Annotated in this window: 14 protein-coding genes; 3 read left to right on the top strand and 11 right to left on the bottom strand. The window is 40.8% G+C overall.

Annotated features, from left to right (window positions below; genetic code table 11):
- Positions 1–121: 121 nt before the first annotated feature.
- Complete coding sequence (locus DK861_RS06195; protein WP_275425644.1) at positions 122–343, bottom strand: isocitrate/isopropylmalate family dehydrogenase; 222 nt, start codon at positions 341–343, stop codon at positions 122–124.
- Positions 344–1,353: 1,010 nt separating this feature from the next.
- Between DK861_RS06195 and DK861_RS06185 the strand changes: the two genes are divergently transcribed.
- The 3 genes from DK861_RS06185 to tnpA all read left to right on the top strand — a co-directional run bounded on the left by DK861_RS06185 (position 1,354) and on the right by tnpA (position 3,520).
- Complete coding sequence (locus tag DK861_RS06185) at positions 1,354–1,944, top strand: hypothetical protein (protein ID WP_109399579.1); 591 nt, start codon at positions 1,354–1,356, stop codon at positions 1,942–1,944.
- A gap of 2 nt (positions 1,945–1,946) precedes the next feature.
- A complete protein-coding gene (locus DK861_RS06180; protein ID WP_109399578.1) occupies positions 1,947–2,777 on the top strand; it encodes an ATP F0F1 synthase synthase in 831 nt (276 codons plus the stop codon).
- Positions 2,778–3,064: 287 nt separating this feature from the next.
- Positions 3,065–3,520: an IS200/IS605 family transposase gene (tnpA, locus tag DK861_RS06175; protein ID WP_109399577.1), complete on the top strand. Its 456-nt coding sequence runs from the start codon at positions 3,065–3,067 to the stop codon at positions 3,518–3,520.
- Positions 3,521–3,784: 264 nt separating this feature from the next.
- On the opposite strand, the gene DK861_RS06170 is transcribed toward tnpA, so the two are convergent.
- From DK861_RS06170 to DK861_RS06125, 10 genes are all read right to left on the bottom strand, one after another.
- Positions 3,785–4,426 (bottom strand): hypothetical protein, encoded by a 642-nt coding sequence (locus DK861_RS06170; protein ID WP_109399576.1) that lies wholly within the window; start codon positions 4,424–4,426, stop codon positions 3,785–3,787.
- Positions 4,423–4,686, bottom strand: a complete 264-nt coding sequence (locus tag DK861_RS06165) for a hypothetical protein (RefSeq protein ID WP_100159827.1) — start codon at positions 4,684–4,686, stop codon at positions 4,423–4,425. Before DK861_RS06165 ends, DK861_RS06170 begins: the two co-directional genes overlap by 4 nt.
- Positions 4,671–4,922: a hypothetical protein gene (locus tag DK861_RS06160; RefSeq protein WP_109399575.1), complete on the bottom strand. Its 252-nt coding sequence runs from the start codon at positions 4,920–4,922 to the stop codon at positions 4,671–4,673. Before DK861_RS06160 ends, DK861_RS06165 begins: the two co-directional genes overlap by 16 nt.
- Positions 4,923–4,925: 3 nt before the next feature.
- A complete protein-coding gene (locus DK861_RS06155) occupies positions 4,926–8,588 on the bottom strand; it encodes a DUF1983 domain-containing protein (RefSeq protein WP_109399574.1) in 3,663 nt (1,220 codons plus the stop codon).
- The gene (locus DK861_RS06150) at positions 8,588–8,986 is read right to left on the bottom strand and encodes a hypothetical protein (protein WP_099073694.1); all 399 of its coding nucleotides are present in this window, start codon (positions 8,984–8,986) and stop codon (positions 8,588–8,590) included. The genes DK861_RS06155 and DK861_RS06150 overlap by 1 nt, the downstream gene beginning before the upstream one ends.
- Positions 8,987–9,084: 98 nt before the next feature.
- Positions 9,085–9,573 carry a type II toxin-antitoxin system death-on-curing family toxin gene (locus DK861_RS06145; RefSeq protein ID WP_072062630.1) on the bottom strand — a complete coding sequence of 163 codons (489 nt, stop codon included), beginning with the start codon at positions 9,571–9,573 and terminating at the stop codon, positions 9,085–9,087.
- A gap of 3 nt (positions 9,574–9,576) precedes the next feature.
- The gene (locus DK861_RS18415) at positions 9,577–9,756 is read right to left on the bottom strand and encodes a hypothetical protein (protein WP_072062631.1); all 180 of its coding nucleotides are present in this window, start codon (positions 9,754–9,756) and stop codon (positions 9,577–9,579) included.
- Between the two features lie 537 nt (positions 9,757–10,293).
- Complete coding sequence (locus tag DK861_RS06135; RefSeq protein ID WP_239452140.1) at positions 10,294–10,722, bottom strand: hypothetical protein; 429 nt, start codon at positions 10,720–10,722, stop codon at positions 10,294–10,296.
- A complete protein-coding gene (locus tag DK861_RS06130) occupies positions 10,722–11,318 on the bottom strand; it encodes a hypothetical protein (protein WP_109399573.1) in 597 nt (198 codons plus the stop codon). Before DK861_RS06130 ends, DK861_RS06135 begins: the two co-directional genes overlap by 1 nt.
- Positions 11,319–14,594: a phage tail tape measure protein gene (locus DK861_RS06125; protein ID WP_109399572.1), complete on the bottom strand. Its 3,276-nt coding sequence runs from the start codon at positions 14,592–14,594 to the stop codon at positions 11,319–11,321. It abuts the gene before it with no gap.
- Positions 14,595–14,612 lie beyond the last annotated feature (18 nt).

Genomic DNA, 14,612 nt, shown 5'->3' with positions numbered 1-14,612 from the left:
ATTGCTGTTTAATTGAACAGTTTTGGGGAAGAGTTTTGGGGATATTTTGGGGAAGAATTTTATAGTACAAAAAATAAACGGTAACTAATAAGCTCCCGTTAACTATTTATCAAGTCAACAATTACATGTGTTTGATAATCGCGTCACCAAACTCACTACATTTCAGCAGTTTAGCGCCTTCTAACTGACGTTCAAAATCATAAGTTACAGTCTTAGCGGCAATCGCGCCTTCCATACCTTTAATGATTAAGTCAGCCGCTTCTGTCCAACCCATGTGGCGTAGCATTATACCCAAAATAATTATGTAACTTATTAAATAAATTATAATTATTATGGTTGTAATTTATTTTTTATGTGATCTTGGTTTGTATGTAACAGGTTGATTTTTAGTTTGGGTTGGGGTAGTTTTGGGGAAGTGATTTGAAGTATTCGAAAGCTTATCAAATTTACTATCAAGTATTCAAATCTATTATTTATATTGAATAATAGAAAATAATGCTTTAGTTATAATAATTAAAGCTAGTAATAAATTAGAGTATCTTATTTAAACTGAAAATAAAAAATAACAATTTATTATGCAACCATTCGAACTTGATTATCAGCTTTGAGCGAACTGCGGACGCAATCACCAACTTCAGCTATTTGGGTTTACGAAGTTGTGTTTACGGCGCACTTCCGGTAGAGGCTAGCAAGAAACATCAGTTATTTATCTTATCGCATCATACCGGAATGGATAGCAATTTCGATTAAAGGAGTAATCAATGTCACATTCATCATCAAAAAGGAAAGTCTTAGACATAGAAGGCCTTCTTGCGCACAAAGCGTCACACACACGGAGTTGCGCAAATCACGTAGCGAATAGATTAGGAATCACTTGTAGCGAGCTATTGGTGAAGGTTGAGAACGATACAGGCGCAAGTCTGATATCGCCACTTACAGAAGAAGAGTTATTGAAAGCGCTTAATTATATGGAAAACCTTTAAGGGCGACTGCTATGAGCGAGGAGTGGAAGTTCGTAATTGTTATCACTGCAGATGTGTTACTAACATCACTTTGTGTTAATCAACGCTCAGAAACTCAAAACGGCCATTCAGAGTTGAGAAAGATGCGTTAAAACTCGTGAAAATCTTCTAAAATGGCTACCTTTCAGGCTACCCGATAGGCCAGAATTTTAAACCCATTAAGTTACTGCAGTTTTGATAAGCTTTATCTATCCGAAAAATAATAGTTGATATGCAGTAATTATTTGAATTATGCTGGTCTAGCTATTAGTAACTTTTTACTTCGTTCTTTTAAGCCGCTATTACCTACTTCACAAAAATAAAATGAGAGGTTCGGTACATAAGGTAGTTAATGTACCGTGTTCTCACTCACAGGGGATGCGCCATAATTAACATACTCTTCAGGCTGTTGCTAACATTCAATGCTACATCTTTGTTAGTTATAGTTTTTCTCGTTCAGAAAAAGTACACTCTGGGATATTTCCTGCAGTTCTACCCACAGTTTAGCTTTTTAAGTGATTGGCACCCGTTCAATTCATATTTCCTGTATCTGCTGATTCCTGTACTGCTCACCGGTTTAAGTATCTTACTCAGTCGTGGTCTAAGCGCGGATGATTTTAAAGAAGGCGATGCAGTAAGCATTGAGCATGCAAATAATAGTTTCCTACCCAGTTATTTGGGGTATTTTTTTGTAGCACTAAGCATTTCAAGTTGGAGTGCTTTGTTTTTTGTTTATGGCGTTTTGTTTATTTTTACCTTTTTGTCTCAAGCTCTATACTTCAACCCACTGTTTCTAGTTTTCCGTTACGAGTTTTATAGTATACAAACTAAAGGTGGCGCTTCTATCTTTCTTATAAGCAAATGCAAATATAAAACACCTAAAGGGATTGTCATCTCCAAGGCATTCAGAATTAATGACTACACCTTTATTGAAAGGAAATAGTAATGAACAATGTGTTCGCGAAAATAAAAAGATTACGAAAAAACCCTTATTTTAAATTACTATCAGATTGTACTCTCTATTCACCTGTCGTTGTTACTAATGGAAATTGTGTAGCTTATAATCCTGACCATAATTTGGATGAAGAGGTATGGTTCAAGATCGACAGTTTTAGCGAGCAAGAGTATTGTTTGCCAATATTGAAAATTGACTTTGACTCTAAGGAGTTTCTGAGTTTGACGAAATCTCAGTTCTCCAATATTTCTTATATCATGGCTGCACAGGATGGTGATTTTTATTTTCAAAAGGTTACTCCTTCGCAAATGATAAGAAAAAAAACCATTTCATTTGGTGATGCAGCAGTTGTTGAAAATGATGAAAATCGCCTAGTAATTAATGAATTTCCTGATGCAGTGTACTTTAAAGAAGCTGACAGTTTTATTTTCAAAGACTTAGCTACAATAAGCAGTATATTCAAAGGGATTGATGTACTATTTAAAGAGGCTACGGAAGAAGAAGTAATTCAATTCCTTTCCGAATCCTTCATCAATCTTTCCGAAGAGTATAACGTAAGCAAAGTATCCAAACCAAATAGGAAGCGAGTTACTCTTGCAATGGATACGCTAGCGACATTGACTCCTGCAGATAAGGCCAGAATGCTTCTATATATTAATAATTACTGTCAGGCGAATGTGAGATTTGATTCACTATCTGGAACTTTTTCTATAAATAGTGATGATGAATTGAAGTTGCTGCTTTACGGTATTGAACAACGTTTTTATACAACACCATTTGGACAAGAAAAGCGCCTTGCTAATTCGGTTCAACCTATTTAAATAATGTCAAATCCAGATGTAGAAACTGCTGGAAACGAAAAAATATCAGGTTTACCAACCCTGAATTTACGGAATGTCAATACCCTTAGTGATTTGTATCATCGTTGACCAACGATGATACAAATCGTTTATTATGGGCTTTAGCCAGTTTAAGTCGCGTCAGCGTCTTAAATATAAAACCACCCGCTATGCGGGTGGGTATTAAAGGTTATACCAAGAAAAACACCTTTCCGTTACGATATAGATGTTCAAGCTAATATTCGTAACTTAAATAAGGAAAGGTGTTTATGGGCATTAAAGCACAAAGCTCAGCACATACAAAGTGGCAGTGTAAATACCATATCGTCTTTTCGCCGAAATATAGACGGAAAGTGATTTTTAATAAAATTCGTTCAAGTATAGGTGAGATCCTTCGAGACCTTTGTAAGTATAAAGGTGTGGAGATAATCGAAGGGCATCTCATGACAGATCATGTTCATATGTTAGTGAGTATTCCACCGAAGATATGCGTATCAAGTTTCATGGGATATTTGAAAGGTAAAAGTTCGTTGATGATCTTTGATAGACATGCCAATCTCAAATATAAATTTGGCAACAGAAAGTTTTGGGCGGAAGGGTTCTATGTCACAACAGTTGGACTCAATGAAGCCACAATTCAAAAGTATATCAGAGAGCAAGAAAAGTCGGATTTAATCTCGGATAAATTGAGTAGTAAGGAATATGAAAACCCCTTCAAGGGGTAAGCCAAAGTAGCAAAGACACTTAGCTTGAACGAAGAGAAAGCAGCGTCATTTAGGCGCAGTCGGTAACAAGCCCTTATAGGGCAAGAGCAAACCACCCGTTTTACGGGTGGTTATGATTGGTTAGATTAACTGTGACAGCCTGTTTTTAGCATATCCTTGCATTGATTAATTGAACTCACAACACAAAGCCGACCACCAGCAAATATATATTTGCCTTTAATGATCTTTTGTACTCAATAACTAAACTAACCATCTAAACTCTTTCTACCCACCATACTCCCTCACATCAATATAAAAATACTGCTTACCTAATGAGGTTGTTGACATCTGTCCTGAAACTATCATGGAATGAGGAATAATACGGTTACCTCGGCCACAAAGAGTTACTCTAATCGTTTTTCCTCCCATCGAATCCATCATACCAATCTGCCCTATTGTTGTGATTAATACCGCACAAGGGAAACCGACATCCACACCACTCCAATTATTTCCTGTGAGTACAAAGTTATTTCCCTCTAATAAATTAAGCGGTCTTTGACTTGAAGCGTGTGTAATAACACCTTTATGATAGATTTGAATTCCCCATTTTTGAGGATGAAGTGAAATATGATAAGAAGACTTCACAAATACATAAAGCTCATATTCTGCTGAATTACCTTGAATCGTATCGATTAAATTCACACACCACGCATTGTTCTCATAAATTACTTCAGATAATCCACCTAATGATGGATTAGAAGAATTCAAAATTCGAATAAAAATAAGTGGCACTGCGTTATTATTACCTTCGATAACTTTAATTAGTCCTGGCTTAGTTTTTATCTTTTTTAAAAATACGGCTGATTCATAAGGCGTTAATTCTTCGGTAATGCCCTGATTAAAAAATAATGCACCATATTTACTCATTTAATTAGTACCATAATAATTCCATTAATCGATTGACTACCACGTAAAGAATTCCACGAGATTTTATTATTCTCGACTTTAACAGTGAAATAAGATCCTCGATTTCTAGCGACAATATAGGCGGCCAATGACCGCCCTTTAGGAATATTATTATAAGTTTTACTGCCATTTTGAGTGACCGCTATTTGGTCAAAAATAAACGAACGCCCTGTGATTTTTATTGGCTTTCCTTTTTCATATATCTCTATTCCCCACGACATGAGAAATCCTCTACGGCATCAGGAGATACCCATCCTCCTAAGAATTTAAATCCTAATTGAGGTACAGCATGATAAAGAGGCCCTTTAATGGTTTCTCTCTTTTTATCAAACTTTACTAATACAGGTTGTTGATAGTGAAAAGTTTTTATTTGGTAAACACCTTGGCAATCGACTTTCTTATATCCAGAGGTACACCCTGACAATAATAATGCTGTAATTAAAACAATAAGCTTCATACGCTACCCTAAATAACCTATTTTTGCCGCTAACTGATTGTTTTCATCATAAACATAAATAGTATTATTTGTGATCACTAACCGCCCTTTTGTTCCTCCTGAGTTAATATCTAACCGTCCACGAAATACTGCATCATTTAATTCCACATTCCCTGTTGTGGCATCAATATTAAATCCTTTCTTGCCCGCTAAATAATTAGTGGATGTGATTTTTTTACCTACTGATAATTTATCAATGGTTGCCTTGCTAAATAACGCATCATTGAAAAAAGCTTGTCCATTTTGAATAACAAAAGGCGTCACCACTTTGCCGTTTAATGACGATATCACCGCAAAGTTTTGAGCATTGACCAGAAATTGACTATTTCCTTGTGCATTAAACCCTAAGCCAATGCCAGTAATGACTTTATTCCCTTTGCTATCCTGCTGGACTTTCATTGTCCATGATGCCGAAATTTTGCCATTTATGTCTGTGACCACTTTCGAAGTTTGTTCGATTTTGGCTGAACTTGTACCCATTTGGCTTTCTAGGCGAGTGACTTGCTGAGCGGTAGAGGTCACTTTACCTGAAACCTCAGTCACTTTGGTTTCGAGTTGGCTTACCGCATTCGCCGTTGCATTGGCTGTCTGTTCGCTGGATTTAGGTACTTCATTCGCCACAAATCCCTTTGGTGCCACCGATTGCTTGTTATTGGTGTAAGTGCTGGTGATAATTTGATGGTTAACACTTTTGTGTTTGGTTAACTGATATTTTGCCCCTCCTCGTAAATAAATATATTCCACAGAACCATTTATTAATTGAGCGGGTCCCATCACAGGAGATTGATTTGTCCATCGCCAATCAAAATTATCAATGATACGGTTTTCAGACTGTGTTCCCCATCCAGAAGCACTCACTTGCCATTCCACAATCATGGCAAAGCCTTTGGTGCTGTGAGTCGCATAGCTGGGTTTATTGTCCGAATATTGCCCTAAGGTTCTAAAGACCTTAAAGGCATAACGACGAGAGGTCGCTAATGGCAAAATAACTGGATAATAGGTGTTTTCATTGAGTTTTGATAAATCTAAATCCACCACCACAGACTCCATTAAATCGGCTTTCACTGTATCTAATTTGCTGGATAACGTTTGTACCTGTGAGGTTGCAGACGTCACTTTGCCATCGATATTAGATACTCGCGTATTTAATGCATTTACTGCACTACTATCAGCTTTCCCCTTAAGATTTGAATTGAGTGTTGAAATCTCTTGCGTCTGTGCTCGCTGTTTTGAGGTGAGGGTTTCTAATGATTTATTAATCGCGGAAACATTCCCATTCATCCGTGTTTCCAGTGATTGTCGGGCTTTCGCTTCTGCTTGGTCGCCGGTAACACGCGCTTGTTTCTCTGCGGAGATGAGTCCTGCGGTGACTTTCGATAAATCATTGCCGGTATAATCACCACGAAGTTGTGTCGCTAAAGATTGGCGTTGTTGTGCCTCCGCTTTATCAGCTTCAGCGCGAGCTTGTTGCTCTTGGTTAATTACCGCTCCTCGTGCAACTTGCTCCGCTAAAATCGCATCATGGTTTGCTTTCACTTGCGTGTTTAACTCAACAATAGCTGATTGGTCAGCTTTGCTGTTAATTTCACCCAATAGGTCTTGTGCGAGTTGATCTCGACTAATTTGACCCGCTAATTCCTCAAGAATTAAATCGGTTTGAGAAGAGCAAGTACCTGAAGCTTCCACAAAAGGTGATTTACCATAGCTGTTGATTGTTCGAACATAAAAATAATACGTATGCCCTGCTTGTAAATTCTCTTGCGTCCAGAAATTCCCTTGGCCAACTTTATTTGTTTTGGTGATCACTTCATTTTCAGAAAGATCAGCGAGTTTTTCCTCACTAAACCAAAACTCAAAGGTATAACCAAAGACAGCACTATCGCCTTGTTTCGGTGCAACGGTCAGATTAAATAAGCCAGAGGTGACATCAAAATGCTCAGGAGGCGGTGGGGCTTGAATGGCAAAATCACTGATAGCGGGTGCCGACATCGCACCGGCCACATTTGTTGCTCTAACTTCAACACGATAAGTTCCTCGCGCTAATCCGTTAATATCGACACGCTCGGCCGATACCTGAATAGATTGAATAACGTTGCCTTCTTGAAGAATAGTGACGGTGTTATAGCGCACATCAGACGCCACATTCTGCCAAGAAAGCGTACCTTGTATGATGTCACTGACTGCAAGTGGAACAAAGGTAAGATTAATCGGTGAAGCAACACCGCCAGCGGGTAAACTCACAAATGGCGGGCGCTCAAACGGTTTGCCAATCACATCTTCATATAAATAGGCGCCATCCTCTTCCAACGTTAAAGCCACACCGTCTAATGCATGAAATGACCATTCGGTAATACGGAATTCCAGCCCACTAATCCCCAAAGAAGGTAATGCTAAAAGCACAACTTCCCCCGGGCGATAAGCATAGCCGTCTAAGTTCATGGTCAATTGAACCCGTCTTCCGGCTTTCTTTTTGCGGAGATATTGGCGGGCTAATCGTTGGGCTTGATAAGGGCTGGTAACAAAACGATAGTCGATATTCTCCCGAATTTCTAAGCCATCCTCTTTCACCCATTCGTCCACAATCACAGGCGTGAAGTCGGTTTTTGTGTATAACTGTTCGGCATCAATAAACGTGCCATACACCGCATTGGTGGCGTCTTTTAAGCCTGTTTCAGGGGTACAAGTGACGGTGCCAATCAATTGTGATTCAGTGATGGTTTTTATTGCCGGCCCATAATAAGCGCCGATTTGAATACCGTGTTTTCCTGCGGTGAATGTCGGTTCCGCGTTAATGCATTTGTGCATCGCTTCCAAGACACTGGATGGACTCTCATTTAAGTCATAGGCACCATTAAGGGTATATCGCGACTCAAATCCGCCTTCTGGCAGACTCACTTTTTCATCACATAAATCGGCCGCCTGTTTAAAGCTGTCAAAATCAATATCCGTATCAGGCACTTTTAAATAATGGCGGTAATAATCCAAAATGACTAAAGCCCCATTATTACTCCATGCGATTTGCTCAGTGCGAGGATCAAACAGATGTTTTCCCCAGACTTCACATTTCACATTGGGTAATCCATAAGGGAATTTTTCTTGGTCAAACGTGAGTGTCACACGTAACCACGCCAGACCTCGACCTATCATATCCTCTTTCCATGACGGGCAATTTTTAAGCATAAAGGGATCGACATTTTCCCTATCGTTATGTAATTCCCATGACGCTTTATCACCAAACGTCTCAATGAGATCATCACCCAACCAAATCTTCCCTATTTTCTCTATGGAGTGCCCTGCTAACGCTAATGCCAGTGTGATTTTTTCATTTTCATCTTGTTCGCCAGTTTCTTCCTCTGCGAAGAAAAGCAAACCCGATATCACCGTTTTTCCGATGATCACGGTTTCAGGTGCAGACGATGAACGTAACATCTGTTTGCGTTCACCGGTATCTCGATAATTCATGGAGGGTAGTTTAGGCTGAAAGATAAGCGAACCTGCGACTTGAACCGCAACGCCTGCTGCCATCAGCGCCATGCCCATCGCCGAGGTGACGCCTCCAGTAAATAGCCCCGCAATCATTAAGCCAGCACCCACGACTTTTGAAATTAATCCACCACTCCCACCCATTATTCCACTCTCCACGCTTTGATTGGGTTAATCTGCACTGGCTTCACACCTTGTGGGGTTACTCCCCAATAATGCCCCGCCCAGACCACGGCTAAACTGTCACCGTCCTCACCTTTAAACAATACGAGGTCGCCACGCTGAACGCGCTCAATCTCAATGGATTTGAAATAGCGTGATACGGCTTTCTCTAATGTGCCAAATTTAGATTTGATCAGGTTGAAGGCTTCGGCTTTGGTTTTATAGTGATTGAGATAAGGCTTTATTGGCGAGAAACCGCATTGTGCGTAAATACATTCAGAGGCAAAAATACAACAATCAAATTCACCCCATGAAAAAGGGCGACTCATCGCCGCCCTTATGGTTTCAGGTAATTTAAGTGTCCAGTTGGGTTGTTTCATGTACTGACCTTAAATAGCAAAAAACCTCAATTAAGAGGCATGGTGAAATTCAGGCAATAAAAAACCCACCGAAGTGGGTTAGTTTCAATTGCGTAATATCAGATATTTTTTAATTTGATTACACCACAACATAGTTTACCGAAATCAGGATTACATAATTCTACTGTGTCATAAGTCCTAGACCAATGACACAGCCAATTCTCAAGATCCTCACAACTATAATCTTTAGTGGCTAAACCAGATGCAATATCAACCATATCATCACTTGGTGCAGTAAGTTCATAACCATTTATCAATAAAAAAACATAACCACACATCATGGCTGTTCTTTTATTAGCATTCGCGAATGGATGGTTTTGGATAAGGCTTTCAATAAGAACAGAGGATAGTCTAAACATATCCTCTGTTTGTTCGTAATATCTTATTACGCTAGGTCTGGCTTGTGACGATTCTAGATTGCTTTGATTTAAAACTTGGATTGGCTCATCTGGCGTTTGTGCTTTAATAAGAACTTCATTGATATAAATTATGTCATCAACAGATAAGTAATTCACGCCGTCAAGATGATAACCAAACTCCCTAGACATCTATCACACCTTAGATAATTTATCCATAGCAGTCTCATAACGCTCAAAGCCAAGACTGAAAGCATTTTTCACTTGATCTTTGTGTGAGCAATTATATCCAACTACTGCTCTAGGAGACGCAACTTTACTTTTGTCACGAGGCGGTATATCTAAACGACTAGCCTTTCTCAGTGCGTGACTCATATAAATACCCTCTTACCAGGATCTCTGGCATATATACAAAATAGACGATTTTGAGGTTATTGCAATTACTCTGCATGTAAAAAATCACCCACACTGTTAGTGGGTACTGGATTATTTTTTGTGAACCTTTTCGACCAGTGGCCTATTCATAATAGAGTCATCTTGTCGCCATTACAACCCAGATTTATCAACTAAAGCTTGTTTTTTTTTGCGGTTATAAAGGTATATGAATGTAGTTTTTGGCATCAATTACCTATCTATACTCCCAACGCTGATATCTTCTAACAAGGATAAACTTAGCTCTTTCATGAAACAACAAAGGGCACAGTTCCTCTTGTTTATGCAATAAAAACCCACAAAAGTGGGTTTAACAAAGCAATAAGATTATTTATAAATAAATGCAGGTGCATCTTTCTTACTGCCCCAATAAATCGCCCGTTCAGCCATTTGAGCCACATAGCGAAAGATACGATCACCTTGTCGTCGAGATGACCATGACTCATCGGTGAATCTATCGGGTAACCCGATTGACCATCGCTAGAATCGATTAGAAACATTAACACATACGGCATTTTCTTCGCCAGACACCACATTGATAGATGTGATTTGTCCGACAAATAAGACCTCAGCAAGAAGCGGTTTTCCCTCTTCACCGATGGCAACCATCATCAACCGCACTTCTCGCCCTCGACTTTGCTCATTCATCACCATTCCCACCAGCGATTTATCAAAACCGGCTAATTTAAGCTGTAATTGTGGAGGACTGGTTGTCTTATTTTCTTTTAGCTGACTAATTTCGCCTAAACTGCCCACGCCCAAATAAGTTTCCCCCACAATAATCAGTTGCCCAACACCGGTATGCGCACAGATGACGCCTGATTTCAAATCGAGTCTGGCGGCTAAAACGATATAAGCCCCCTCATTAATTGCTTTTACCATACCGTCAGAAAATGGATGATATTGCATTAGTACAACACCTCCTCAAAAGATAACGTGATATTGGTATATCCCAATCGACGATGCTGAAATTTACCCTGTTCATTATCAACAAGCCGAAAAACCCCAAAAGGACGCTCAACCTCAAGCATTTCATTAACAGTAGGTGACGTTCTTAACATCGGCGAAATAAAAATAATCGCACGGCCTTGATTATCACTGACCACATCCGCCACCACCATTTTGAGTTCATTACCCACAGTTAAGCGATCCCCTTGTTGTAACACGCGCATATTGCGCTTCCAGTCCTTTGTTTCTAACTGATTACCCAATTGGCTGGGTATTGCAATACGAGGCGAACCATACCCATAACGCCCTTTTCTTATCCAACTGGCTATTTTGACTCGCCCCGACATGCCATCCAATGAAGCCACCAGCGCTTCTAATTGGCGCGATTTCTCTTCATTTAAATTATTAAATGTCAGCTCACAACGCCAACGACTTCCTGGAAAGCGTACCGTCTGACTACTTCCATTAAACGGCGAGGTAAAGGTTTTGCTGTTACTCAATAATTGCCAGTTTTCCTGTGTGGGGATCACCGCTTTTGGCCATTCAAGAATAGACATTTAAACTCCTAATGTTCTGCGTGCTGCGCCATTACTTTGAAAGTCTTGTAACATCATCGCGTGAGCTTTCTGTGCGCCTGCTTCTGTCCCTTGTTGTGCGGCTTCTTTCATTGCTTGAGCAAGTACAGCGTCACCATTTCCTGTCACTGTAATATGATTAACGACGGTCATTTGTACACCACCCGCACGGGCTAACGTCGGTTGTGGTGTAACCGGTATTCGTCCTGCGACCGCCCCCACAAAGCCCCCCGAAGCATAACCTTGCGCCGCATGCATTAAGCGATAGAGATTGCCGACACCCAATTTAGCCGTCGCTTCTTTGGTAAAAACAAACTCACCACCATGCACAATCCCTTTAGGCTCAAATTTCCCTCCATGCCCCGTATAGCCACCGTAAGCATGCCCTTTGCTCATCCATCCCATATCAAAGCCCATTGCCTGCCCGCCCGCTTCAATGGCTTTGAAAACCAACATTTTCATTACCATTCGAGTGATATCGGAGATCACCGCATTGGCAAAATCTTTAAAGCTTCCTTTGCCCGTTAAAGCAAAATCGGCTAATGCATCAGACATATTATTAAGGGCATTGGTGGTGACGTTTCTGACGTTTTCCATCACATCCATAGCCGATTCACTGAAATCCGATAAACCTTGTTTTAATCCCGCCATCGGATCGCCTTTCATGGCCTCTCGCTTCCTTAGCTCTTCCTCAATCTGCTGTTTAGTGAGTTCGACATTACGTTGTAAGTTCACCAGCTCTTTTTCGCCTAAATCCACACTGGCTTGCTGATACAGCACATCAATCTGACGAAGGGCATTAAGCTTTTCTTGCTCTGCGCGTGTCTTTCCTATCAAGGTGGTTTCAAATTGCATCTGCTCAATTTCTTTACCGCGATCATAAGCAAATTGCGCAACCGAGTTAGCACGCGCCAGATCATCAATGGCTTTCGCTTTTTCTTTAATCGTCTCAATGGCGTTGGGATCGATTTTTAAGATGGCATCAAACTTGTCTTTATTCTGTTTGATATCGGCTAATGCGGATGTGTATTCATTAAAGGAAGAGGTAGTGCCATACAGCTGAATACTTTGTCCATCCGCAATCAGTGAGGCTTGTTTTTCCTCTAATTCCGTCAAAATTTTGGTGTACTGCTTGGCGTAATCAATGGTTGATTTATGGCTGGGCTTATACGTCCGTTTGGCTTGCAGTGCCAGTTGTGCCTCAATTTCCGCTTGTAAGGCTTTATCGTAGCCTTGCATATCTGGCGTAATTTTGCGTGAAGCCAATACATCTTCTGCATTTAATCTCGCTAATGCCTTCCCTGTGGCTTGCGCTTTTGCCACTGAACGTTGCGATTTTTCAATCGATTCATCAATCTGTTTAGCAATCGCCGTGGCGGCATTCACTTGGCTATTTGTCGCCTGAAGCGTGATATCAATGAGTGATTCATATTCAATGCCTAAACTCTTTAAACTCGCCTTAAGTGAATTGATAACGGCATCAACATTTTGTAACTCAGTGGCATAGCGTTTATATTCCGGAGCTTGATCGCCCACTTTTTCTTTGAGTGTCGCCAACATATTTTGCATATTGGCTCGCTGACGCTCTAAGTTATTAACTTGCTCTGCATATATCCCCATCGCAGCATCAAGCTCTTTTTGCTTTTCAGCCACTCGTTTAAGGTATAAATCCCCCACACCTTGTTCAGTAAATGCCTTTTCACTCTCAATGCTGTATTTTGATAGACCTTGTAAGGAAATAACCTGTTGTTTAAGTTCCTCAATTTTCTCCAATTGCGCGTTAATGCCCGATGAAACTTTGCTTAAATTCGCCACTAACGTGGCATTGCTCATTTTGTTTAACGCTTCTGTTGATGTATCAAGGGAATTAGCAAATTCAATCGATTCGAGTTTAGCTTGTTTGACATTTTCGCTGTATTCATACAATCCCATGCCCAATGCCGCCACACCAGTCAACACTAATCCAATAGGGCCACCCGCTAATCCCATAACACTGTTAAGTGCTCGCCCCGCCACCGTTGATTGACGCCGAGCGGTCGTTAATGCACGTTGAGCAACGTTTTCGGCGGTTAATGCCTGTGTATAATTTAGCGAGGCTGTTCTTGCGAGTGACTTTGTGGCGATAAGGTTATCGAGTGCGATTTTTTCCGCGTTAGTGCCTCTAGCAACTTGATATTCCATTTTGGCTCTATTGAGCGCCGATGTGGCGGCTTCTTTATCCGCCCATGCCTTCCTCACGGCACTGGTTGCTGCCACACTGTTTGCCTCTGCACTCTGTAATGTGGCTTTGGCTTCATTCAACGTTGTCTGATTTTTCAGATAAGTGGCTTTCGTCCATTGAGAGAGTTTTGCTACCAATGCCGTGACGGCGATCCCTTCAACCACTTTAGCGACTAACGATAGATTATCGGCAAGAGTGGCCATCCCTGTGGTAAAAAGCTGAGTCGCACCTGTACCTTGATTCGCTTCACCGATAAATTTTGTCATCGCCGATTGAAGATTGGTAAAACCTTGGCTAACCGTTGTCACGCTGGTAGCAAATTTTTTATCCACACTGTCGGCTGCACGTTCTAAGGCTTGAATGACTTTCTCAATCGTCATTTCACCGTCTTGGGCTTTCTTCCTTAGTTCACCCACACTGACACCCATTCCGTCAGCGATGGCTTTCGCTAACGCAGGGGTTTGCTCCATCACTGAATTTAGCTCTTCGCCACGTAACTGCCCCGAGGCTAATGCTTGACCAAATTGAGTTAATGCCGCTTGGGCTGCGGTTGCACTTGCTCCCGAAATCGCCACGGCTTTTGAGACAGTTTCCGTGAGTTCAGCGACTTTTTGCTGACTTAATCCTAAGCGATCGGCATTATCCGCAAAACGTTGATAAACTTGTGCTGTGGCATCCAATGATTGATAAGTTTTCTGGGCAATATCATAGACGGCTTTTGTGGCTTTATTTAACTCGACAGAACTTTCCGTCACCAGTTTTAAGCGGTTCTGTAATTCCGTCCAACTATCAGCATAATTAATGACTTGATGAATGGATAATGCGCTTGCGGTGACACTCGCAAAACGGGCAAAAAGCGCCGAGGATTTTGCGGTTTGCGATACCATTCGCTCTTGTTGTACGGTGATAGCTTGAAGACTGACGCGAATACTTTGCCCAAATTGTTCTGTTTGGCGCTGGCTACGGTTGATCGCATTTGTGAAATTTGCCGTATTCAGCGTCAAATCAATATCTAATCTACCTAATGCTCCCGCCATAAATTCAATCCTTGGTAT

Origin of the sequence: Proteus sp. TJ1640, assembly GCF_003144445.1 — a bacterium.
Classification (GTDB): domain Bacteria; phylum Pseudomonadota; class Gammaproteobacteria; order Enterobacterales; family Enterobacteriaceae; genus Proteus; species Proteus penneri.
This window is presented reverse-complemented; position numbering and strand designations above follow the sequence as displayed.

Bases quoted from the DNA above. Each gene is read 5' to 3' on its own strand.
- DK861_RS06185 (WP_109399579.1), top strand. From the start codon at position 1,354: ATGTACCGTGTTCTCACTCACAGGGGATGCGCCATAATTAACATACTC.
- DK861_RS06180 (WP_109399578.1), top strand. From the start codon at position 1,947: ATGAACAATGTGTTCGCGAAAATAAAAAGATTACGAAAAAACCCTTAT.
- tnpA (WP_109399577.1), top strand. From the start codon at position 3,065: ATGGGCATTAAAGCACAAAGCTCAGCACATACAAAGTGGCAGTGTAAA.
- DK861_RS06170 (WP_109399576.1), bottom strand. From the start codon at position 4,426: ATGAGTAAATATGGTGCATTATTTTTTAATCAGGGCATTACCGAAGAA.
- DK861_RS06165 (WP_100159827.1), bottom strand. From the start codon at position 4,686: ATGTCGTGGGGAATAGAGATATATGAAAAAGGAAAGCCAATAAAAATC.
- DK861_RS06160 (WP_109399575.1), bottom strand. From the start codon at position 4,922: ATGAAGCTTATTGTTTTAATTACAGCATTATTATTGTCAGGGTGTACC.
- DK861_RS06155 (WP_109399574.1), bottom strand. From the start codon at position 8,588: ATGGGTGGGAGTGGTGGATTAATTTCAAAAGTCGTGGGTGCTGGCTTA.
- DK861_RS06150 (WP_099073694.1), bottom strand. From the start codon at position 8,986: ATGAAACAACCCAACTGGACACTTAAATTACCTGAAACCATAAGGGCG.
- DK861_RS06145 (WP_072062630.1), bottom strand. From the start codon at position 9,573: ATGTCTAGGGAGTTTGGTTATCATCTTGACGGCGTGAATTACTTATCT.
- DK861_RS18415 (WP_072062631.1), bottom strand. From the start codon at position 9,756: ATGAGTCACGCACTGAGAAAGGCTAGTCGTTTAGATATACCGCCTCGT.
- DK861_RS06135 (WP_239452140.1), bottom strand. From the start codon at position 10,722: ATGCAATATCATCCATTTTCTGACGGTATGGTAAAAGCAATTAATGAG.
- DK861_RS06130 (WP_109399573.1), bottom strand. From the start codon at position 11,318: ATGTCTATTCTTGAATGGCCAAAAGCGGTGATCCCCACACAGGAAAAC.
- DK861_RS06125 (WP_109399572.1), bottom strand. From the start codon at position 14,594: ATGGCGGGAGCATTAGGTAGATTAGATATTGATTTGACGCTGAATACG.